The organism is Asticcacaulis sp. (assembly GCF_035497195.1).
In the GTDB taxonomy this organism is placed as follows: domain Bacteria; phylum Pseudomonadota; class Alphaproteobacteria; order Caulobacterales; family Caulobacteraceae; genus Asticcacaulis.
In genome coordinates this window covers 64,690-85,124 of the sequence record NZ_DATJDZ010000017.1, presented here as the reverse complement: position 1 = coordinate 85,124, position 20,435 = coordinate 64,690, and the positions used below count along the sequence as shown (strand labels likewise).

Below are 20,435 nucleotides of genomic sequence, written 5' to 3'. Positions count from 1 at the left end.
CGCCCTGAGTCTTTTGGTCATGGCGCCGCTGATTGCCGAACTTTTGCCGGGCGCGACGCGGGTGTCGTCGTCTTTCGTCTTTCCGATCGAAATGCTGATCTGGGGTTCCGGCGCGGTATTCGCGCGCTATTTCGTGCGGCGCTTCCGGTTGGGCTGGTTCAATCTGGTGCTGCTGGCGGTAGCGCTGTCCATGGCGGAGGAACTGCTGATCCAGCAGACCTCATTCGCATCGCTGGTCGTCCAGTTGAAAGGCGTCGAATACGCCCGTGCTTTCGGCTTCAACTATGTCTATTTCATCTGGGCGGTGCTGTATGAAGCGATCTTCGTCGTGCTGATCCCGGTGGCGCTGTGCGAGATGATCTTTCCGAAACGGCGGGAGGAGACCTGGCTCAACATCGGGGGCATGATTCCGCTGCTGGTGCTCTTCCTGCCGGCCTGCTACGCCGCGTGGTACGGCTGGAACATGTCGGCGCGGCCAATGGTCTTTCACCTGTCGCCCTATGTCCTGCCGGTGAATATGGCCGTGACAGGGGCCGTGGCGCTTGCCGCTGTGCTGCTGCTGGCGCTGGGGCCGGCGCGCCGCGTCCTGGCCGCGCCCGCCAAACCGCTGACGCCGCCGCACCCGGTCGTCATGGCCGTGTTGGGCGTGTTGACGAGCGGATTGATTTTTGCGTTGCTCGCTTTAGCGATGGGCATCGCGCCGCAAATAACGCCACTGGCGCCGGTGGCGGCGGGGCTGGTTCTGACGGTTTTGATGCTGGTCCTGGTGCCGCGCTGGCTGGCCTCGCCGCAATGGCGCGTATCGCATATGATCGCCATGACCTACAGCATGGTCTGGGGGAATTGTGCGCTGATGTTCCTTGCCTTCCAGGACGGCGGCTTCGATTTCTACGGCAAGGCCATCCTCGATGCTTTGGGCGCGTTGCTGATGATCTGGCTGTCGGTTCACGCCCTGCGCAAAAAGGCGTAAGCTGACGGGATGATCCGTCGCCTTAAACGCTCACTTCTGACATGGCCGGATGCACACGGCGGGGTTCAGTGCTTCCTCATCGGGGCGCTGAGTCTTTTACTGATCGGTATAGTGGCCGGGCTTGGCGGGTTGCTGACCTGGCAGCCACGGCTCGACGGCTGGCTATTACGCCTGATCAGCGCTCTGTGCGTACCGGCTTTTACCGAGGAATTGATCTTTCGCGGCCTGCTGATACCTGACAGGGGCGAAGTGCATCACCCGATAATTTGGATGACATTTGCCATCCTTCTCTTTGTGGTCTGGCACGTCTTTGAGGCATTGGTGCTGCTTTCGGGCGCGAGACTTTTTCTCCGCCCGATCTTCCTGCTGTGTGCCGCCATTTTGGGTACAGGCTGCGCATTGATGCGCTACCGCACCGGATCGATATGGCCCGCCGTCATCCTGCATGGCCTGTTAGTGTGGGCGTGGCAGGTGTTTTTTGGCGGGCCGGATATCGCTCAGTTGTTACGCTAGGCTGCGCACATCTGAGCTTGCGGCATATGCTTGTGCATGACGTAATCGGTCAGGCCGCCTAATTCCGACGGGATTTCACGGGCAATCTTGAAACCGCTGCGCAGGCAGAAATTGACCGCCGGATCGTGATCCTTGTGGATGCACATGACGACATCCTCAGCCGGCGCGAAATAGTCCTGCGCGGCGCGGATCAGCGCCTTGCCGAGGCCGAAGCCGCGGAAATCGGGCAGAACACACAGTTTGGTGATCCAGATACGGGTGCTTTCGAGGTGCGCCGAGCAGAAGCCGACAGCGATGCGACCGACATATATGACGAGATAGACATGGCCGCGCTGCATAATGTCGTCTTCCAGCCGATCAAGATCAAAGGTCTGGCTGACAAGGGAGTCGATCTGGTCGGGCGGGACACTGGCGCGGTAGGATTTCGGCCAGATCTGCATGGCGAGATCACGGACGATATCGAGTTCGGAAACGGAGACAGGGCGGGTTTGCGGCATCGGGGTCATGGTGTGGCTCCATAACGTCTGGGTGAGTGGGTAAGGCACGTCCTCAGATCGGGCTTTAGCTGGCTCTATAATATGCGCGAAATTAGGGCGAGCTTTGTGTCGCCTCTGTTTTAATAAATCGTTAGGAGAGGTTAACACGGAAATTGTGCGCGGTTAAGTTGTTAAATGAGTGGTAACAGGCTTGTTATGCTACGTGATTTCGCGTCACGCGCGTATAGTTAATGAGACGTAAATATAAATTCTGGCGAACGCTGTCATTCGCTGAATTTACAGCGCCCGCTGCATAACGTAATCGGTAAACGCATAGGGGCCCATCTGTACAGGCACCTCGGCTTCGACCTGGAAACCTGAGCGCAGGTAATAGTTTATCGCCGGCGTATTGTCCTTGTTGACGTAAAGCGCCAGGTCTTCGGCGGTAAAATGACCAAGCGCCGTCTCGATCAGCGCCTTGCCGAGGCCAAGGCCGCGGAACTCATCACGGACATACAGTTTTTTCAGCCACAGACGACCGCCATCTGTATAGGCGGAGGCATACCCGACATCGATCTCATTGACGCGGGCGATCCAGAAGATATGGCCCTCAGTCAACATTTCACGTTCGAGCGTATCGGTAGCGTAGAGGACGGCCAGCATGGCGTCGACCCGATCGGGGCCGATGATGTTGCGATAACATTTCGGCCAGATGATCAAGGCCAGTTCGCGGACAATTTCCAGTTCATCAACGCCGATACGACGTATCCGGACGGTTCTGGCCATAGTTTCTTCCTGTTTATCCAAGCGTTTCCTGTCCTTAGATAGAGACTATGTTGTACAATTCCAGAAACACCAAGAAAATAATACTGTAATCAAACAGCTTATTTCGTTGTCTTGAGCCCGACCACGCGGCCAGGCATACCGGCGGCATCGAGATAGGTCTCTGCTCCGACGCTCTGGCTTTCCAGCACGGTGATGAAGCCGTTGGCGGCCGGTGTCGAACGCATGACGTGCGGCGTGCTGTCGGTCGTTGCGGGGCCGCTGACCAGTGCTTCACCGATAGCGCGGCCTTTCAGCGTGCCTTTTGCAGGCATATCGAAGCCCAGTACATGCGCCAGGGTGGGCGTGATATCGGCATTGGAGACCGGCGCCAGGTCGGCATAGCCCGCCTTGAAATCCGGCCCTATGGCGGCCATGAAGTTGCGCGTATTGGCGCGGGTGAAACCGCCATGATTGCCTTGGCCCTGTTGCAGGTTGGTGTCGGTGATCATGACGGAGCACAGTTCCGGCAGAAGCCATTTTTTCAGGCACGAGGGCAGAGTGTAGTCCGAGAAGCTGACATAGATGGCCGGGCGCGGGGTGAGGGCCGCACCGCGCAGGCCGACCGCGCCCATCGGCAAGGCGCCGGGGATCGGCCCCAGTTCGTCATCGACAAACAGGCCAGCCACATAATCCTGTTTCGTCAGAGCGGCGATGATCCTGGGCGCCAGGTCTTTTGCCTTGGCCGGGTCGAGATAGATCAGGTCCGATCCACCGGATTCAGCGACCGTGATATCGGGATGGGCCGGATCGGCGCCGATTGACGCGCTGTTCTTCGGGTGATCACCATGGATGACGTTGATCGGCGTATTATAGGCGTCGAAGATCGGCAGTTTCAGGTCGCGCGCGAGATCAAGCGCCAGAAATCCCTCCGGCAGGAAGCCCTTCATCGTATCGTCCGGGTAGGACTGCTTCGCCGCCCAGGAGGTCTTCGACTGGCGGCTGATAGTTGAAAAACCATGATCGGCGGTGACGAAGATATCGGTATTGTCGTAGACGCCCAGTTCTTTCAGTTTGTCGATCAGGGCTTGCAGGTTGTCGGAGGCATTGCGTACGGCCGCCAGAGAGGTCGGGCCGTTGATGCCGGGCGACAGGGTGTTGAGGCTGTCGCCGGTGTTGTGCTGGGTGCCATCGGGATCGCGCGACCAGTAGACCAGGGCGAACGGCTTGCCGCTGGCGACGAAGCGCGGCAGGATCACCTTGGTGGCGACGTCGGTGAACCACTGCTGCTGATAGATATTGGCCACCATAACGCCCGGCAGGTTATAGGCGCCGGCGGATTGATTAAGGCCGCGATCGCGCGCCATGGTTTCAACGCCGGCGTCCTTCATGGCCTGAACAACGGCCGGATCAAGCGGAATGGCGTGATCCTTTTCCCAATAGGTTCCGGTCGAGTCGTCGATAAAAATGGTGCTCGCGCCGTCAGAAGCCGTGATGTCCTGGATCAGAACGGGGCCTTCCTTGCCGATGGCGGCGGTCTGGTAATCATGTTGGCGCGCCAGGGCGAGCAAGCTCATTTCGTTGAAATAGTTGTTGCCGTAGATCCCGTTGGTTTCCTTCAGGATCAGGTCGCTTTCCATGAAATGGACGATGCCCGGTTCGGATTTCAGAGGCGGCAGGACGATGGCGTTCGACCATTCGCCGGTATCGCCGATGCCGTGACCGGTGGCGATGGCCGAGGCATTGGCGGTGGTAACCGTCGGGTAGACCGAGTGCGAATTACGGAAGTCGACGCCGTTTTTCTGGATATCGGCGAAGGTCGGCGCGGTGTCGTGATTGACGATGCCATAGCGCAGGCCGTCGGCGACGAAGACGATAACGTTTCTCGGCTTGTCGGCCGCGTGAGCTACGCCGCTGGCGACCAGAAAACCGAAGACCGTCAGACACAGGTTTCGGGTCAAACGACGGGATTTCATCATCATGGCAGGCTCCTCACAAACGCTGACACGTCATAAAGCCTGTACGGTGACACTTTGATGTACAAAGCCTGACCGCAGAGAAATAATGCCGGAGATCAGGCGGCTTAATTGAACTTCAGCTTCCATTATGTTTTCAACTAACATGATCCTGTTGCAGGGGTAATTTCTCGAATTTTGTCGCTTGATCCGGCAAGTGAGAGGATATATTCTCAATTTCATGGCAAATAACGACAAATTTTCCGATCTTGATTCGTTCGACCGCGAACTGATCAAGGTCTTGCGCATTGATGCCCGCGCCACCTCGGCCGAACTCGGTGAAGCTGTGGGGCTTTCGCCTTCCGCCGCGCACCGTCGTGTGAAAATCCTGGAGCAGAAGGGCGTCATCACCGGCTATCGCGCCGTCATCGCCGAAAACGTCCAGGGCAAGCAGGGGACGGTGTTCGTCCATGTCACCTTGACCGACCAGCGCCGCGAGACCTTCGAGAAGTTCGAGAAGGCGGCGTTGGCCTGCGCCGCCATCGAGGAATGCCACCTGATGTCGGGCGAGGCGGACTACCTGCTGAAAATCGTCCTGCGCGAAAGTCTGTCCTATGAGGACGTCCACCGTGATGTGTTGAGTATCATGCCAGGCGTCTCGAAACTGGCGTCGAGCTTCTCCATCCGCACTGTGAAGATGGGCTAATTCGACGTATCGTCGTCGCTGATCGCCTTGACGACATCGGCGCGGTCTGCGGGCGGCAGTTTGTCGGCGGCATTGAGCAGCATATCCTGCGCCACGATCTGCGCCTGATTGTTCTTTTCACGCAGGGCGGCGAAGCGTTTCTGCGCTTCGGCGCGGTTATAATGCGGGCTGGCGATGTAATGTTTGAGGTCGCGTCGCGCCTTGCGCACCTCTGTCAATCGGGCGCGCAGCACCGGTTGGGCGTCAGCCAGGCTGGCCTTGACCGCCGCCTGGGTCGGCGCCGGCATCTGCGCGATATGCGCCTCGCTCAGGGCGATCGGCGCAGTGTCATGCCGGGTTTTGATATAAAGACCGAGTAATATGGCGCCCTGAATCACATTCAAACCGAGCAGCACGGCGATGAGGGCGCCTGTTTTCCAGTTGGGTTTCATCCTAGCCGCCTATGCCAGCCATCAGGGCGACGCCGGCGATATCCAGCGTCTCCCCGGCGGCGATCCCGATGCCGAGACCGAGCGCCACACAGCCCGCCAGGGCTGCCAGTTTGTAACCGATGGCGTATTGCCATTCGGTCAGGGCGCGCCGGGCGTTTTCTGTCACGATCTGCCGCCACGGTTTTTGTTGCGGGTGGCGAAGGGCCTCGTTAATCAGGCGTGCGTGCATATCTGGCGCGGGGGGGGGCATCTCCCATTGGCGCAGGTGTGATTTCAGTTCGGAATCGATTGGATCTGTCATGGCGTCAATCTTTGCTTGAGTCCCTTCTTTCCGCGGAACAGAAGGGCCTCCAGGGCGCTGGTGGTGATGTTCATGATGCGGGCGGCCTCGGCTTGCGAAAAGTCTTCGTAATAGACGAGGGTGATGGCCATTTGCTGCGTCGGGGGCAGGGCGGCGATGGCCTGTTTGATATGGCGGGAAGCGTCCGCCATGATACGCAAATCCTCACCGGTCGGGGCGTTGTCGCTCAATTGCTCGCTGTAATCGTCGAGATTTTCGGACGGTGGTTTTCGCCGGCGCAGACGATCGAGCGCGGCATTGGAGACGATGCGGTAAAACCAGGTGCCGAAAGCGCTGCGCGAGGGATCGAAAAGCGCGGCCTTTTGCCAGACCTTTGACACGGCTTCCTGCGCCACCTCTTCGGCGTCTTCGCGGTTATGCACCAGACGAAAGGCGATGGCGTAGGCGCGGCCCAGATGACGGCCCGCCAGTTGCCGGAAGGCGGCGGAATCCCCGCGCACCACCTGCGTCATGAGCTGTTCATCTGTCTGGAGGGTCGTCATCGGTATTGCAAACGGCCCGCCATCCGCCATGTCGAGGAAATATCTCACTGATCTACGCCTGTCTCTCCATCCGATCAAGCCGGCTGAAGATGATACGCAGCGGGCGGCGAAAAACCTGCGGTCCCCAATAATGGCAAAGAAAAACCTCCGGGATCGCCTGCTCCCGGAGGTTTTTTCTGCTGCGCCGCTCGAACCTGGCGCATTCAGAATTCTTTTGATTTAGCGTCTCAGGCGAGACTTACTGGACGGTTTCCAATACGTCCTGTCGCTGAATGGTCTTGATCCGCTCAATCTCCTCCTTGAGTTTGAGCTTCTTTCTCTTGAGTTCATTTAGGTATAGAGAATCCACGGAGGGGCTTCGCTCCTCGCGGGCAATGATCGTTTTGAGGGATTGATGACGCAGGTCGAGTTCGCGAACTCTCGCTTCAATAGCCATAGGATGTCCTTCAATGTCACAAACGCCGGAACCCCAATGTCCCGGCCCTCATAGAGAACACTCGTATGGCGGCAATGTAGAATCACAATCCGTTTCATTTGATCACGGTAACGAGAGAATTATAGTATAGGGTGTGTTAAACAGTTTTACGTCATGACGAATGATAAAATGAAACCCAATCAACGTCTTATTGTGGCCATAAGTGGCGCGTCCGGAGCAATTTACGGTATTCGGGCGCTGGAGATGCTGAAAGCGGCCGGTATCGAAACGCATCTGGTCGTCTCAAAGGCCGCGACGCTGTCGCTGGAGGCCGAGACGGATCTGTCGCTGGCCGATCTCCAGGCCCTGGCCGATGTCGTCTATAAACCGGCCGATATCGGTGCGGCGATCGCGTCCGGGTCTTTCAAGACACTCGGTATGCTGATCGCGCCCTGTTCGGTGAAAACGCTCGGTGAAATCACCACGGGCGTCACCTCGTCGCTGGTCAGCCGCGCCGCTGATGTCTGCCTCAAGGAACGCCGCCGGCTAGTATTGATGGTGCGGGAAAGCCCGCTGCATCTGGGCCATCTGCGTTCCATGGCGGCGGTGACGGAGATGGGCGCCATTGTCGCCCCGCCGATGCCGGCCTTCTATACCAAGCCGCAAAGTCTTGATGATATGGTGCGGCAGAGCGTGGCGCGGACCCTGGCCCTGTTTGATATTGACGTGCCGATGACGCGCTGGGGCGAGGATATCAGCCTGTGAGTTTTTGGAACTGGGCGGTTAAGGCCTATGGCGGCGAGGGCGTGGCCGAGGCCTGTCTCAGCTTGCAGAACGAGGACGGCCAGAGTGTGCCGCTGCTGCTTTGGGCCGTCTGGCTGGCCAGTGAAGGCTTCGGGATTAGCGACTCACTGGCGGCGGAAGCGGTCGCATTGGCGCGAAACTGGTCGGATGAACTGATTGTGCCGTTGCGACTCCTGCGCCGTCGGTTGAAAACGCAACTGTCAACGGGGGACGAGGCCATGCGGCTGCCCTTGCGCGAAAAAATAAAAGCCATCGAGCTGGAAGCCGAGCGAGCACTGATGACAAGGCTCACTTCGCTTGAGGGATCAGTAAAATTTGAGGAAAATCATGATGTTAAGGTGGCGGTGATGGCCAATTTGCGTGTCATATCCCAGACATGGGGCAGGGGTGTGCCGGAATCCGGATTGTCACGGCTGATCGAAGCCCTTTCGGCGGGGCGTTTTTTGCAGTATAACCTCTAGGATCAGGCGGCTTTCATGCCTCCTTTTGTCCTTTAGCTTCAACCCCTTAAGCCAGAGAGGAGTCGGCGTCTCATGCACGACGACAGCAACATCCGGACCTTGCGCGGAAATGACAATCTGCATCTGGTCAAGTCGGATGGCCAAAACGGCAAGGGGGATTCGGACAAGGATATCGAGCGCCGCATCGCGCAACGCCTCGAAGGCGACCACACCTATATCGGTCTTGTCACCGAAGAAGCGCCCGCCCAGGTGGACGATCTGGAGCCACGTGTTCGCGAACTGCCGATCGACGGCGAAGTGGTGGCCCTGCGTAACGAATGCGCCCTGCTGAAGCAGGAGCACAAGGACTTGGACGATTCGATCAGCGCGCTGGGAATCGTGCCCCTGCCGGACCAGATTCTGATTGCCCGCCTCAAGCGCAAGAAACTGGCCCTGCGTGACCAGATCGCCAAGATCGAAGACAAGATCCGCCCGGATATCATCGCCTGATTAAAAAGAAAAAGCCCCGCTGAGGGGCTTTTTTATGCCTGTTTGGGGCCGGTAGAGCCTTAAGCGGCCACTGTCTCATCCGACCTGGCGCCAATAAAGACGCCCCTGACCCGCAAGTCAGCATCCATCCAGACGATATCCGCCCGCTGACCGATGGCCAGCGATCCGCGCGATGACCCCAAGCCAAGGAAGTGCGCCGGCGCGGTGGCGGCCATGATGGCGGCTTCGGGCAAGGTGCGGCCGATATGCTCGACCGTGTTGCGCACGGCCGTTGCCATATCGAGATCGGAACCGGCCAGCGTACCATCCGGTCCAACGCAGACGCCATCACGGACGGTAATGGTCTGGCCGTTGAGCACGAAGGTCTTGGTTTCGGAACCAACGGTTGGCATGGCGTCAGTCACCAGCATGAAGCGGTCGATCGGACGCGTGCGCAAAGCGATACGCAGGGCGGCCCAGTCAACATGATGGCCATCGGCGATAAGGCCGGAATAGCTGGTCAGGTTTTCCAGCGCCGCCCCGACCACGCCCGGCGCGCGATGATTGAGCGGCGACATGGCGTTGAACAGGTGGGTAAAGCCGGTGATGCCGGCCTTGAGCGCCGCGACTGTGGTTTCATAGGTGGCGTTGGTATGACCGGCGGCCACAATGACGCCCGCCGCCGCCAGTTCGGCGATATCTTCCGGCGTGCAGTTTTCCGGCGCCAGGGTCACCATCGCCTTACCGCGTTTCAGACTTTTCAGCAGGGCTTTGGACTCGGCGTCGAGGGTGCGGAACATCTCCGGATTGTGGATCCCCTTGCGCTGCTTCGAGATAAACGGCCCTTCGATATGGATGCCGAGCACGCCGGGCACGCCTTGAGCTATAGCGTCTTCGGTGGCGCGCATGGCGGCGTCGATCACGCTGAGTTCGTCGCTGATCAGGGTCGGCAGGAAGGCGGTGGTGCCGTATTTACGATGGGCCGCGCCGATGGCGGCGATGCCTTCGGCCGTGGTCTCGTCATTGAACAGCACGCCGCCGCCGCCATTGACCTGGGTGTCGATAAAGCCGGGCAGCAGATAGCCGCCCTGGACATCGATCACCTCACCGGTGGCCGCATGGTCGCCGACCGCCGTGATGGTCTCGCCTTCGCAGGTCAGGGTTCCGCTGATCAGCCGGCCATCGGGTGTGGCGATCTGTGCGTTGATAAAGCTTACGGGGGTCATACTGTCTTGGTGACCTTATTGAGGTGAGGCGGGCTGTCGGGATCGAGACCGCGCGCCACAGAGAGGCTGTTGGCCAGGCGGTAAAAGCTCTGGATTTGCAGGATGGGTTCCAGCGCCGGCACGCTCAGCAGGGCCGGCAGATGGACGGTATTTTCCAGAACGCCGGCCGGATTGGCCAGCAGGACCGAAGCGCCGCGCGCCGCGAATTCCTGCGCCGCTTCGCGCACGCCGTCGCCGGCCGTATCCGAGGTGGCGAAACCGAGGATAGGAAAGCCGTCATTGATGATGGCCATCGGGCCGTGCTTGACCTCGGCGGAGGAGAAGGCTTCGGCGTGCAGGGCGCAGGTTTCCTTGAGCTTGAGCGCCGCTTCCTGGGCGACGGCGAAACCGTAGCCGCGGCCGATAACGAACAGGTTACGCGCCGGTTGCAGCACGGCCAGGGCGGGAGTCCAGTCGAGCGCAAAGGCGGCGTTCAGTTGCGCCGGCAGGTCACGCAGGCCGTGGGTCAGGGCCTCGTCACCCGACCAGGCGGCGACGATAGCCGCCAGGCCGCCGAGCGAGGCGATATAGGACTTGGTGGCGGCGACAGACTTTTCCGGTCCGGCACACAGGGGCAACAGTTCGTCGGCCAGAGCCGCCAGCGGCGAGGCCTCGTCATTGACGAGCGCCACGACATAGGCGCCGGCCTTGCGGTGGGCCTCGACCGTGGTCAGCAGGTCCGGCGAGCGGCCCGACTGCGAAATGGCGATGCACAGCGAATCCGCAGCCACCACGGGCGCGGCGTAGATGGAGGAGACCGACATGGCGGCGGTCGAGGTCGGTACGCCGGTCAGGGTCTCGATCAGGTACTTGCCATAGGTGGCGGCATGGTCCGACGAACCGCGCGCCACGGTGGTAACCGAGCGCGGCGGATTGGCTTGCAGGCGCGCGCCGAGGCGGGCCAGCGCGACCTTGTTATGGGTAAGAAAACGTTCAACCGCCGCGCCGCCTTCGGCGGCTTCGGAGAACATCAACGTCTTTTCGGCGTTGATGAGCGGTTGGGTAAGCGTAGAGGGCATGGTCATTCCTTGAGGGTATCAGCTTATATCGTTGAGTTCGGCGACCACATCGTAGGCGTCTCCGCGATAATAGGACTGGGTGAATTCGGCGGCGCGGCCATCCTGGAGGAAGCCGCGGCGTTCGATAAAGAGACCCGGATCGCCGGGTTTGACGCCAAGGCGTTCGGCCTGTTCCGGCAGGAAGGCGACGGCGCGCAAGCGTTGCAAGGCTCGCACCGGGCGGTGGCCGGTCTTCTCCAGCGCGTCATAAAGCGAACTGGTGACGGCTTCGGGCGATGACAGGCAGTAGCCGGGGATGGTCGAATATTCGAGCGCCATAGTGGTGTTGTCGGCGTAGCGGACGCGGTGGAAGCGGTAGACCAAAGCCCCTGGAGACAGGCCCAGCGACAGGGATTCTTCCGGCGTGACCGCGCCGGCGGATTTCGACACCCATTCCGAATGGGGCTTACGGCCACGCGAGATCATGTCTTCCGAGAACGACGACAGTTTGGAGAAGCTCTTTTCGACGCGCGAGGCGACAAAGGTGCCGGCGCCCCGGCGGCGCGTCAGTAGTCCTTCCGAGACCAGGCCGTCAATGGCCTTGCGCACCGTGATGCGCGAGACGTCGAAATCCTCGGCCAGGTCGCGTTCCGGCGGAATGGCGTCGTCCTGATGCAACTGGCGGCTCTGGATGGCGTCGCGCAGGTGTCGCTGCAATTGCAGGTACAGCGGCGCGGGATCATCCTTGGTCAGGCGGCCAATGGTTTCGGCAAACGACATATCTGGAACCTTTGTAGTCATATAGGATCGGGGTTGGTGGAGGCTCATGAGCGGCCGCCTTTCCCGGACAGTATGGATTTTATCTGCGCCACCGATCGAGCATCGGTGTCGCGCATTCCGGCGCTGACGTAACCGAGCGCAAAGGCCCGGTTGTCGTGCGCCGGCAGGGGCGCACTGCATGAGGCGTGGACGGCGGTGACACCAGAAGTGAGGATCGCCTCGACATTCTCCGTCGTGACGCCCTTGCCGGCCAGGATTTCAATCCGGCCTGCCGCTTGTTTCACCAATGCCGCCAGCCCTTCGATACCCTGCGCCGCCGCTGTAGCGCCGCCGGATGTCAGAATGGTGTCAATGCCGAGCGATATGGCGATTTCGAGCGCTTCCCGCGGATCAGGCACGAGGTCGAAGCCGCGATGCAGGGTGACGGCCAGGCCATGCGCCTTGGCGTGCAGCACCATGCCCCTCATCGCGGCTTCGTCCAGCGCCCCCGAAGTCTGGTTGGCCCCCAGCACAACCCCTTCGAGTCCGCACGCGGCCGCAGCCACGATATCATGGTGCATGATATGCAGCTCATCCGCCGTGTAGGTAAAATCGCCGGCGCGCGGCCGGATCATCGCCCGCGTCGGGCAACCTGTCTCCGCCGCCAGCTTCATCAGGCCGCTGGAGGGCGTCAGCCCGCCTTCGGAAAGCGCCGCGCATAGTTCAATCCGGTCGGCGCCGTTATCGACCGCCGCGCGCAGGCCCGCCGCCGTATCGACGACGACTTCGAGCAGCGGGCTGGTGACGGGGTGATACATGTCAGGCATTACGCGCTCACCGTCTGGTTCAGGCCGTTGCTGACACCGTGGGCCATCAGCAGGCCGCCTTCCAGGGCGTCGTGTTCGGGCTCGGCGAGCAGGGCGCGAGCCTGCGGATCGATCCACGGCAGGAGGATGGGCGCCATGCCGCCGACCAGGCAGACCCTGGCCGCGCCGATGGCGTGCAGGCGGTTGATGTAACGCGCCAGATCGTCGGCCGAACGCTGCACCAGACTGACGGCCACTGTATCGCCGGCATCGACGAACGACATGACCAAGGGGGCCAGGGCGCCATAGTCGCGCGGCTTGGCGGTGGTGACCCAATGAACGATTTCAGACGGATGGCCGCCGAAATGCCCGATCACGGCGCGGGTGAAATCGGTATCGGGCGCCAGGCCGTCCTGACCTTCGAGCGCGGCACGGATGGCGCTGCGGCCGAGATCCGCCGCCGAACCGTTGTCGCAGACCTCGAAGCCCCAGCCGCCAATCTGAATGCCTTTTTGCCTGACCCAGGCATAGGCGTTGCTGCCGGTGCCGGAGATCAGGATGCCGCCGTCATGTCCGGAAAAGGCGCCAAGGCAGGCGGTATGCGCGTCCGATGACGCATCGCAGCGGCCAAATCGCGGGCCGGCCTTGAGAGTGCGCTCGGCGTCTTCGGCGGAGGCAATGCCGGCGAGGCCGAGGCCGATACTGATCTTGCCCCAGTCGCCGGAGGTGTGCCCGGCCTGGACCAGTGCCTGGTCGAGTGTACCCAGTATATTGGCCCACACCATGTTGAGGCCCAGCCGGATATTGGCGGCACCGCCTTCGGCCTCACCCAGCAGAACGCCTTCGGCATTGCGCAGACGGACGCGGCATTTGGTGCCGCCACCGTCAACACCGGCGAAAAGCTGAATACGGGGATCGGGATTGTTCATAAGGGGCAACATAACACGGCTGGCTTTGGACGACTTGTCAGGTTTCGGTGAGGGGGCGGCTTTTCAAATGTCGGCGGGCACCGGCGCAGCCACGATCGTCTTGATCTTGCGGCCGGCGAACAGGCCGAAAAACAGGATATAGGCGTAGCAGGGCACCATGAGGCACAGAAAGACGAGTTGAAAGTCGTAGGTTTCCTTGAGGTGCGCGAAGAGTTGCGGCACAACCGCGCCACCGGCGATGCCCATGACCAGCAGGGCGCCGCCCAGTTCGGTAAGCTTGCCGAGGCCGCGAACGCCGAGCGGGAAGATGGCCGGCCACATCATGGCGTTGGCGAAACCGAGCGCGGCGACGAAGCCGACCGAGACATAGCCCTTGGTCAGGAAGGCGCCGATCGTGAGCGCCACGCCCAGGATGGCTGAGAAAATCAGGTATTTTTCCTGCTTCACGAAGCGCGGGATCAGGATGATGCCGGCGACATAACCGACCAGCATGGCGATCAGAGTGGCGGAGGTGAAATACTTGGTCAGGTCGAGCGGCAGGCCGAAGCCGTTGGCGTAGGTGGTGATGGCATCACCGGCCATGACCTCGACCCCGACATAAAAGAAGATGGCGAGGAAGCCGAAGAACATCTGGATATAGGCGAATTTGCTGCCCTGGCCGTTATCCGGATTGGCGTCGTCGCCAAGCGCCGGCAGGGGCGAGAACCAGGTAAAGACGGCGAGTATGGCGAGCAGGCCGGCCATCATCAGGTAAGGCGTATGGATGCGGGCGGCGAAAGCGTTGAGAATCGCTTCCTTCGCGGCCGGATCAGCGGCGGCCTTCACGCTGGCGTCGAAATCGCTCATGCCGTGCAGGATGAAGGTGCCGACGACGATCGGGGCCAGGAAACCGGCGAACTTGTTGAAGATGCCCATGACGGCGATGCGCTGAGCGCCGCTCTCGATCGGGCCAAGCACCGAAATGTAAGGGTTGGAAGCGGTCTGCAACAGCGAAACGCCGGCGCCGATAATGAACAGCGAGGTCAGCGCGCCCGGAAAGATCCGCAGGGTGGCGAACTGGCCGAAACCGGCTGCGCCAATGGCCATAATGAAGAGGCCAAGCGCCATGCCCTGTTTCATGCCGGTTTTGCGCAGGATGAAGGCGGCGGGAATAGAAAGGAAGAAATAGGAGAGGTAGAAGGTGGACGGCACCAGGAAGGCTTCAACATCCGTCAAATTGAAGGCAAGCTTGACGAAGGTGATCAACGGGCCGTTCAGCCAGGTTACGAAACCGAAGATAAAGAACAACATGCAGAAAAGCAGGACGGCGCCCCAAGGTGTCTTTGTTGGCGCTTTTACACTCAGCGTGGTTTCGTTCGGCATGGCTTGTGTTTCCCCTTATAATACCAATTCGTTTAAGTGGTATGTCCGAATTAAATCCAAAATGCAATCGGTCTTCGCAAAATTTTGTCGCAAACAATGAACTCCAAGGAAAATATATGATTTTGCGCAAATTATCGTACAAAATATGCGATAAATTTGTAACATTTCCTACACAAGAGTAGCCCAATTGAATATCTCTGCGATTCTAAGTTGACAGTTTTGTGAGACCGGAGATAGCAGTTGTGCGGCGGCAGGTATTTTATTGGTTCCATTTGGTATTGTAGTGGTTTTCAATCAAGGCCTGTCCAATGAGAAGTGCGGCAGTATCAAGGTTTAGGGGTTCGCCCTGCCGCGGGCGGCACACTGCATAATAGGGAAGCTACACACATGAAATTCAAACGTCATATCCTCATGACCAGCGCGGCGGCCTTGGCCCTCAGCCTGTCCATGAGCGCCCACGCCTACGCTCAGGACGCGGCGCCGGAAGCCGCACCGGCCGAGGACACAACCGTCATCGTCACCGGCATTCGTAAATCGCTGCAATCGGCGCTGAAGCAAAAACGCAATGCCGACCGTGTTTCGGAAATCATTACGGCCGAAGATATCGGCAAGTTCCCTGACAAGAACGTCGCCGACTCGCTGTCGCGCGCCACGGGCGTCAATGTCGTCACCGGTTCGGCCAATGCCGGCGGTTTCGGTGAAAACGAACACATCTCGATTCGCGGCACCGACCCGACGCTCAACCTGACCCTGATGGACGGTCATAACATGGCGACCGGCGACTGGTTCGTCCTCGACCAGACCGCCGGCGGCCGTTCGTTCAACTACACCATGCTGCCTTCCGAAGTGGTCGGCACTATCGAAGTCATCAAGTCGTCTTCGGCGGAAATTCCCGAAGGCGGCATCGGCGGTACGGTTGATGTCCACGTGCGCAAGCCGCTGGATCTGCCGGCCAATACGTTCGCTGCTTCCGCGCAGGGCATGTATTCCACCCTGGCCGACAAGTGGAACCCGAACGTCTCCGGCATGTATTCCTGGCGCAGCGAAAACCGTGACTTCGGCATCCTGATCGGCGCCTTCTACGAGAAGCGCAGCTTCCGTCGTGATGGACAGGAAATCCTTGGCTATACGCCGCAGGCCAACTTCGCCGGCTCGGGCCAGACGCTGTTGGTGCCGTCGCTGATCGGTTCGGCCTACTTCACTCAGGAGCGCGCGCGCAAGGGCGGCAACTTCATGATGCAGTGGAAGTCCGACAAGCTCGAAATCGGCTTCTCCGGCCTCTACACCTATCTGGAAGCTGATAACGAAAACCATAACTTCATGCTGTGGGGGTCGCATCTGGCTGGCCGCACGCCGACCGCCTATACCTCGGCTGACGGCTATGTCACCTCGGCGAGCTGGACGGCAGCCGACGCTGCGGCTGCCGGTGGTTCGCTGGTTCAGGATGACATCTTCCGCAAGGCCCACTCCAGTTCGTGGAATCTCAACCTTGATGTCGCCTATCAATTCACGGACCGCTTAAGCATGAAGGCGCAACTCGGCTATACGGCCGGCGAAGGCGTCACCGATGACACGGCTGCCTGGGAAACCTACTGGGACAATGTTGGCGCGTCCTATACCCTCGGTACGCCGACTACGCAGGTCAGCTTCCCCGGCCTTCCATCGGACCCGACCTCGGCCGCTTACCTGAACAACAAGTTCAGTTGGTCGTGGGGCGGCACCATCTCCTCGCCGGATAAGGAATCCTATGCCAAGGTCGATTTCGCCTATGATCTCGACAAGAGCGTCTTCAGGAGCATCCTGTTCGGCGCCCGCCTGACCGATCACACCCGCGATCTGAACTACCTGGCCTACGCCTGGGGCGGCAATGGCGCGAACAGCGGCACCACGACGGTTGGTCTTGGCACAGTCTTCACCGGCGGCGTCACGCCTTCTGACTATGCCAATGATGTCGGCGACATCCCCGGCTATTCCTATGCCGACGCCGATGCGGTTTATAAGTATCTCGACGCCAATAACGGTGGCCGCACTTTCGCCTTCTATCCGCCGCTCAGCTTCAGCGTGAAGGAAAAGACCACGGCCCTCTATGCCATGACCAAGTTGGGCGGTGATAACTGGCGCGGTAATATCGGCGTCCGCGCCGTCAAGACCGAGACGGAATCAACGCAGTGGTCGGCGAATGCGCCGGTCAAGACCGTATTCAATGTCTTCTCGCCGGTCGTTGGCTGGGGGGCGATCGTCACTGATAAAGAATATTGGGATTACCTGCCCAGCGCGAACCTGGCCTATAACGTATCCGACAAACTGTTGCTTCGTGCCGGTGCGGCGAAAGTCATGACCCGTCCGGGTTACGCGCAACTTGCCGGTTCGGTCTCGCTGGTCGATTCCAACTTCACCGGCAGCGCCGGCGGTAACCCGAACCTCGATCCGTACCGCGCCTGGCAGTACAATCTCGGCGCCGAATATTACTATGCGCCGGACGCCCTGGTTTCCTTCGGTGTGTTCGAACTGGATATTTCCAACTACATTACGACGGAAAGCTTCCAGCAGTTCTTCACCACGCAGCAGACCCCGGCGGGCCACCTGTTCACCTTGTCCGGTCCGGCAAACGGCGGCAAGGCGAAGGGACTGGGCTATGAGTTCAGCGTCCAGCAACCCTTCGGTGACACCGGCTTTGGCTTTATCTTCAACTACACCTATGTCGACACCAAGGATCGTAACGATGAACCGGTCGATGGTAATTCAAAGAACACGGCGAACCTGACGGGTTACTTTGAAAACGACCTGATCAGCGCCCGCCTGGCCTATAACTTCCGCTCGAAGTTCAAGTCCGGCACCGATCGCGGCACAGCCATGTGGCAGGACGATTTCGGCACCCTCGACGGGTCGTTCAGCTATAACCTGACCAGCCATATCGCCCTGACGCTCGATGCCCAGAACCTGCTGCACGAAAAGCTCTATTATTTCGTCGGCAATCCGAACATCCCGCGCGCCTATTATGACAACGGCCAGTCTTTCTATGTCGGCGCTCGCCTCAAGTACTAAAGCCTGAGCGGGGACGGTTCGCGCCGTTCCCGCACCTGTTTCCTCTCCTCAGAGCAAGCTTCGCAAACCGGGGCTTGCTCTTTTTTATGAAGCAGTCAACCTGCACAATAATCCAGAGGGAACCCCATGATGCTCAACCTTCGCAAAGCCCTGATCCTGTCGACCTGCCTGCTGGGTTTCGCCGCATTGCCCGTGTGGGCCGCGCCCGCCCTGACGCCGATACCGGCGCAGATGACGGTGGGCGAGGGGACATTCGCGCTCAGCGACACGACGCAGATTTATATGCCGGCGGGCGATGCCGAACTGATGGGCGTCGCCGTCTGGCTGCGCGACATGCTGAAGGAGACGCGCGGCCTGACGTTGGAGATCAGCGATGCCGCGCCGGCTGAGGGCGAGAAAGCTATCCGGCTGAACCGCATCCAGACCCTGGTGGCCGAGGACGACGAGGCCTATCATCTCGGTGTTTCCAAGGAGGGCGTGACGATCGACGCCGTCAACCGCGCCGGTATTTTCTATGGCGCGGTTACCCTGTGGCAACTGGCGACGCCGGATGCCGCAAAGGGCACGGTGGACCTGCCGGCCGTCAGCATTTTCGATACACCGCGTTTCAAGTGGCGCGGCCTGATGATCGATTCCGTGCGACATTTCCAGACGCCGGAAGAGATCAAGCGCCTCATCGACGGCATGGCCTCGCAGAAGCTGAATGTCATGCAATGGCACCTGACCGACGACCAGGGCTGGCGGCTGGAAATCAAGGCTTATCCCGGCCTGACCGCCAAGACGGCTTTCCGCCAGGAAGCCGGTGCGGCGGGCGTGGACGGCAAAGGCAAGCCGCTGATGTACGGCGGGTTTTATACGCAGGATCAGGCGCGCGATATCGTGGCCTATGCCGCGGCGCGTAATATCACCGTCGTGCCGGAAATCGATGTGCCGGGCCATGCCACCGCCGCCATCACCGCCTACCCGGAACTGGGCACGGAAGGCACTGTGCCGAAGCAGGGCCTGTCGGACTGGGGCGTCTATCCCAACCTGTACAACGTCAAGGACAGCACCTTTACCTTCATCGATACCGTGCTCGATGAGGTAATGGATATCTTCCCCAGCCGCTATATCCATGTCGGCGGCGATGAGGCGATCAAGCCGCAGTGGGAGGCCAGTCCCGAAATCCAGGCGAAGATGAAGGAACTGGGCCTGAAGAATGAGATGGAGTTGCAAAGCTGGTTCATCGGTCGCGTCGGCCAGCACCTGACGGAAAAAGGCCGGCGCCTGATCGGCTGGGACGAAATCCTCGAAGGCGGCATCGCGCCCGACGCCACGGTCATGAGCTGGCGCGGCATAGATGGCGCGGTGGCGGCGGCGAAGCTGGGCCACGACACGGTGTTGTCGCCGGCGCCGGTCCTTTATCTCAATCACCGTCAGAGCGGATCGCCCGACGAGCCGCCGGGGCGCGGCCAGATCATCACCCTGAAGGACGCCTATAGTTTCAATCCGGCGCCGGACGAGATCGCGCCGGAGGCCCGCAAGCATATCCTGGGGCTTCAGGGAAATATCTGGACCGAGCACGCCCGCACCGATGAACGCATCGAGCGGCAGGTCTTTCCGCGCATGGTGGCCTTCGCCGAAATCGGCTGGAGCGCGCCGGAAGTGCGGTCGTGGTCTGGGTTCACCGAGCGATTGCCGGCGGATTTGAGCCGTTTGACCGCGCTCGGCATCCGCTATGATCAGGCGCCATTCGATGCGCAACTGTCGCTGGCGCCGGCGGGTGCGGCAAAAGTCGTGGCGACTCTGAGCAAAGATCTGGAACTGGGGGAGGTGCGCTACGCCACCGGCGGTCCGGCGCCGATCGTTACGTCACCCGTTTACAGCGAACCGCTTACCCTGCCGCTCGGCACGCAACTGACGACGCAGACCTTCCTGAACGGTCAGCCACTTGGCCAGCCGAAAGGCTATCTGCTGACCCGTCCGTTGCTGGAAACGCGCGTCAGCCAGCAACTGGAAACCTGCGCCGGCAAGCTGGTGCTCAATCTAGAAGATGACAGTACGGACTATAAAGGTGACCGCGCGGTGATCCTGATGGACATCCTCAATCCGTGCTGGATATGGCGCAAAGCCGATACCTCGAAGGGCTTCGATGTCACGGTCCATGTCGCTGATTTTCCGTTCAACTTCCAGCTTGGCAATCATCCCGATCCGGTCAAGGTCGATGCGCCTGTGACGCCGGAGGGCGAATTCAATATCCATCTTGATACTTGTGAGGGGCCGCTTGTCGCGGCCTTGCCGCTTGGCAAGATGATCCGGCGCGGCGGATTGAACGAATTGCGCGCAGAGGTGCCGGCCACGGCGGGGGCGCACGATCTCTGCCTGACCTTCGCGCAGAAAGCCCCGCCGGTTCAGTGGGCGCTGAAGGATATCCGCCTGTCCCCTAAATAAGCCGGCTCCTGTACCTCCCCGCTTGTCGGGGAGGGGG

General features: G+C 60.2%; 21 protein-coding genes. 8 read left to right on the top strand and 13 right to left on the bottom strand.

Going from position 1 to position 20,435, the window contains the following annotated elements; translation table 11 throughout:
• Positions 1-19: 19 nt before the first annotated feature.
• Both VL130_RS09260 and VL130_RS09255 read left to right on the top strand, forming a co-directional pair.
• Entirely contained in the window at positions 20-970 is a 951-nt protein-coding gene (locus VL130_RS09260) for a hypothetical protein (protein ID WP_325362570.1), read from the top strand.
• 9 nt (positions 971-979) lie between these two features.
• Positions 980-1,483 (top strand): type II CAAX prenyl endopeptidase Rce1 family protein, encoded by a 504-nt coding sequence (locus tag VL130_RS09255; protein ID WP_325362569.1) that lies wholly within the window; start codon positions 980-982, stop codon positions 1,481-1,483.
• Here the strand turns inward: VL130_RS09255 and VL130_RS09250 are convergent.
• The 3 genes from VL130_RS09250 to VL130_RS09240 form a co-directional block, all read right to left on the bottom strand.
• Positions 1,480-1,989, bottom strand: coding sequence for a GNAT family N-acetyltransferase (locus VL130_RS09250; protein ID WP_325362568.1), 510 nt, complete (start codon positions 1,987-1,989; stop codon positions 1,480-1,482). The genes VL130_RS09255 and VL130_RS09250 overlap by 4 nt on opposite strands.
• A gap of 267 nt (positions 1,990-2,256) precedes the next feature.
• Complete coding sequence (locus VL130_RS09245; RefSeq protein WP_325362567.1) at positions 2,257-2,745, bottom strand: GNAT family N-acetyltransferase; 489 nt, start codon at positions 2,743-2,745, stop codon at positions 2,257-2,259.
• Between the two features lie 98 nt (positions 2,746-2,843).
• Positions 2,844-4,703, bottom strand: coding sequence for an alkaline phosphatase family protein (locus VL130_RS09240; protein ID WP_325362566.1), 1,860 nt, complete (start codon positions 4,701-4,703; stop codon positions 2,844-2,846).
• Between the two features lie 214 nt (positions 4,704-4,917).
• On the opposite strand from VL130_RS09240, the gene VL130_RS09235 reads away from it, so the two are divergent.
• The gene (locus VL130_RS09235; RefSeq protein ID WP_325362564.1) at positions 4,918-5,382 is read left to right on the top strand and encodes an Lrp/AsnC family transcriptional regulator; all 465 of its coding nucleotides are present in this window, start codon (positions 4,918-4,920) and stop codon (positions 5,380-5,382) included.
• On the opposite strand, the gene VL130_RS09230 is transcribed toward VL130_RS09235, so the two are convergent.
• The 4 genes from VL130_RS09230 to VL130_RS09215 form a co-directional block, all read right to left on the bottom strand.
• On the bottom strand, positions 5,379-5,813 hold the full coding sequence (locus VL130_RS09230) for a periplasmic heavy metal sensor (RefSeq protein WP_325362563.1): 435 nt from the start codon (positions 5,811-5,813) through the stop codon (positions 5,379-5,381). The genes VL130_RS09235 and VL130_RS09230 overlap by 4 nt on opposite strands.
• Before the next feature lies 1 nt (position 5,814).
• A complete protein-coding gene (locus VL130_RS09225; RefSeq protein WP_325362562.1) occupies positions 5,815-6,114 on the bottom strand; it encodes a hypothetical protein in 300 nt (99 codons plus the stop codon).
• Positions 6,111-6,704 (bottom strand): sigma-70 family RNA polymerase sigma factor, encoded by a 594-nt coding sequence (locus VL130_RS09220; RefSeq protein WP_325362561.1) that lies wholly within the window; start codon positions 6,702-6,704, stop codon positions 6,111-6,113. Before VL130_RS09220 ends, VL130_RS09225 begins: the two co-directional genes overlap by 4 nt.
• A gap of 190 nt (positions 6,705-6,894) precedes the next feature.
• The gene (locus VL130_RS09215; protein WP_325362560.1) at positions 6,895-7,092 is read right to left on the bottom strand and encodes a DUF465 domain-containing protein; all 198 of its coding nucleotides are present in this window, start codon (positions 7,090-7,092) and stop codon (positions 6,895-6,897) included.
• A gap of 168 nt (positions 7,093-7,260) precedes the next feature.
• Between VL130_RS09215 and VL130_RS09210 the strand changes: the two genes are divergently transcribed.
• The 3 genes from VL130_RS09210 (at position 7,261) to VL130_RS09200 (ending at position 8,825) form a co-directional block, all read left to right on the top strand.
• Entirely contained in the window at positions 7,261-7,836 is a 576-nt protein-coding gene (locus VL130_RS09210; protein ID WP_414636244.1) for a UbiX family flavin prenyltransferase, read from the top strand.
• Positions 7,833-8,336 carry a TIGR02444 family protein gene (locus tag VL130_RS09205; RefSeq protein WP_325362558.1) on the top strand — a complete coding sequence of 168 codons (504 nt, stop codon included), beginning with the start codon at positions 7,833-7,835 and terminating at the stop codon, positions 8,334-8,336. The genes VL130_RS09210 and VL130_RS09205 overlap by 4 nt, the downstream gene beginning before the upstream one ends.
• Before the next feature lie 72 nt (positions 8,337-8,408).
• On the top strand, positions 8,409-8,825 hold the full coding sequence (locus tag VL130_RS09200; protein ID WP_325362557.1) for a YdcH family protein: 417 nt from the start codon (positions 8,409-8,411) through the stop codon (positions 8,823-8,825).
• A 59-nt stretch (positions 8,826-8,884) separates the two neighbouring features.
• Here VL130_RS09200 and nagA read toward each other — a convergent pair whose 3' ends face one another.
• The 6 genes from nagA to VL130_RS09170 all read right to left on the bottom strand — a co-directional run bounded on the left by nagA (position 8,885) and on the right by VL130_RS09170 (position 14,923).
• Positions 8,885-10,030, bottom strand: a complete 1,146-nt coding sequence (gene nagA / locus VL130_RS09195) for an N-acetylglucosamine-6-phosphate deacetylase (protein WP_325362556.1) — start codon at positions 10,028-10,030, stop codon at positions 8,885-8,887.
• Positions 10,027-11,088 carry an SIS domain-containing protein gene (locus VL130_RS09190; RefSeq protein WP_325362555.1) on the bottom strand — a complete coding sequence of 354 codons (1,062 nt, stop codon included), beginning with the start codon at positions 11,086-11,088 and terminating at the stop codon, positions 10,027-10,029. Before VL130_RS09190 ends, nagA begins: the two co-directional genes overlap by 4 nt.
• 18 nt (positions 11,089-11,106) lie before the next feature.
• Positions 11,107-11,847 (bottom strand): GntR family transcriptional regulator, encoded by a 741-nt coding sequence (locus VL130_RS09185; RefSeq protein WP_325362554.1) that lies wholly within the window; start codon positions 11,845-11,847, stop codon positions 11,107-11,109.
• 44 nt (positions 11,848-11,891) lie between these two features.
• Complete coding sequence (locus VL130_RS09180) at positions 11,892-12,653, bottom strand: copper homeostasis protein CutC (RefSeq protein ID WP_325362553.1); 762 nt, start codon at positions 12,651-12,653, stop codon at positions 11,892-11,894.
• Positions 12,653-13,561: a BadF/BadG/BcrA/BcrD ATPase family protein gene (locus tag VL130_RS09175; RefSeq protein WP_325362552.1), complete on the bottom strand. Its 909-nt coding sequence runs from the start codon at positions 13,559-13,561 to the stop codon at positions 12,653-12,655. Before VL130_RS09175 ends, VL130_RS09180 begins: the two co-directional genes overlap by 1 nt.
• Positions 13,562-13,624: 63 nt before the next feature.
• Positions 13,625-14,923 carry a sugar MFS transporter gene (locus VL130_RS09170; protein ID WP_325362551.1) on the bottom strand — a complete coding sequence of 433 codons (1,299 nt, stop codon included), beginning with the start codon at positions 14,921-14,923 and terminating at the stop codon, positions 13,625-13,627.
• A gap of 387 nt (positions 14,924-15,310) precedes the next feature.
• Here VL130_RS09170 and VL130_RS09165 point away from each other — a divergent pair, with 387 nt between their 5' ends.
• Together VL130_RS09165 and VL130_RS09160 are read left to right on the top strand one after the other, a co-directional pair.
• Entirely contained in the window at positions 15,311-17,968 is a 2,658-nt protein-coding gene (locus tag VL130_RS09165; protein WP_325362550.1) for a TonB-dependent receptor, read from the top strand.
• Positions 17,969-18,094: 126 nt separating this feature from the next.
• Positions 18,095-20,398, top strand: coding sequence for a beta-N-acetylhexosaminidase (locus tag VL130_RS09160; RefSeq protein ID WP_325362549.1), 2,304 nt, complete (start codon positions 18,095-18,097; stop codon positions 20,396-20,398).
• Positions 20,399-20,435: the final 37 nt, after the last annotated feature.

Excerpts from the sequence above, each read along its gene's own strand:
- VL130_RS09165 (WP_325362550.1), top strand. The coding sequence starts at position 15,311 with ATGAAATTCAAACGTCATATCCTCATGACCAGCGCGGCGGCCTTGGCC.
- VL130_RS09200 (WP_325362557.1), top strand. The coding sequence starts at position 8,409 with ATGCACGACGACAGCAACATCCGGACCTTGCGCGGAAATGACAATCTG.
- VL130_RS09260 (WP_325362570.1), top strand. The coding sequence starts at position 20 with ATGGCGCCGCTGATTGCCGAACTTTTGCCGGGCGCGACGCGGGTGTCG.
- VL130_RS09210 (WP_414636244.1), top strand. The coding sequence starts at position 7,261 with ATGAAACCCAATCAACGTCTTATTGTGGCCATAAGTGGCGCGTCCGGA.
- VL130_RS09185 (WP_325362554.1), bottom strand. The coding sequence starts at position 11,847 with ATGTCGTTTGCCGAAACCATTGGCCGCCTGACCAAGGATGATCCCGCG.
- VL130_RS09170 (WP_325362551.1), bottom strand. The coding sequence starts at position 14,923 with ATGCCGAACGAAACCACGCTGAGTGTAAAAGCGCCAACAAAGACACCT.
- nagA (WP_325362556.1), bottom strand. The coding sequence starts at position 10,030 with ATGACCCCCGTAAGCTTTATCAACGCACAGATCGCCACACCCGATGGC.
- VL130_RS09215 (WP_325362560.1), bottom strand. The coding sequence starts at position 7,092 with ATGGCTATTGAAGCGAGAGTTCGCGAACTCGACCTGCGTCATCAATCC.
- VL130_RS09175 (WP_325362552.1), bottom strand. The coding sequence starts at position 13,561 with ATGAACAATCCCGATCCCCGTATTCAGCTTTTCGCCGGTGTTGACGGT.
- VL130_RS09255 (WP_325362569.1), top strand. The coding sequence starts at position 980 with ATGATCCGTCGCCTTAAACGCTCACTTCTGACATGGCCGGATGCACAC.
- VL130_RS09190 (WP_325362555.1), bottom strand. The coding sequence starts at position 11,088 with ATGCCCTCTACGCTTACCCAACCGCTCATCAACGCCGAAAAGACGTTG.
- VL130_RS09225 (WP_325362562.1), bottom strand. The coding sequence starts at position 6,114 with ATGACAGATCCAATCGATTCCGAACTGAAATCACACCTGCGCCAATGG.
- VL130_RS09160 (WP_325362549.1), top strand. The coding sequence starts at position 18,095 with ATGATGCTCAACCTTCGCAAAGCCCTGATCCTGTCGACCTGCCTGCTG.
- VL130_RS09245 (WP_325362567.1), bottom strand. The coding sequence starts at position 2,745 with ATGGCCAGAACCGTCCGGATACGTCGTATCGGCGTTGATGAACTGGAA.
- VL130_RS09250 (WP_325362568.1), bottom strand. The coding sequence starts at position 1,989 with ATGACCCCGATGCCGCAAACCCGCCCTGTCTCCGTTTCCGAACTCGAT.
- VL130_RS09230 (WP_325362563.1), bottom strand. The coding sequence starts at position 5,813 with ATGAAACCCAACTGGAAAACAGGCGCCCTCATCGCCGTGCTGCTCGGT.
- VL130_RS09180 (WP_325362553.1), bottom strand. The coding sequence starts at position 12,653 with ATGCCTGACATGTATCACCCCGTCACCAGCCCGCTGCTCGAAGTCGTC.
- VL130_RS09235 (WP_325362564.1), top strand. The coding sequence starts at position 4,918 with ATGGCAAATAACGACAAATTTTCCGATCTTGATTCGTTCGACCGCGAA.
- VL130_RS09240 (WP_325362566.1), bottom strand. The coding sequence starts at position 4,703 with ATGATGATGAAATCCCGTCGTTTGACCCGAAACCTGTGTCTGACGGTC.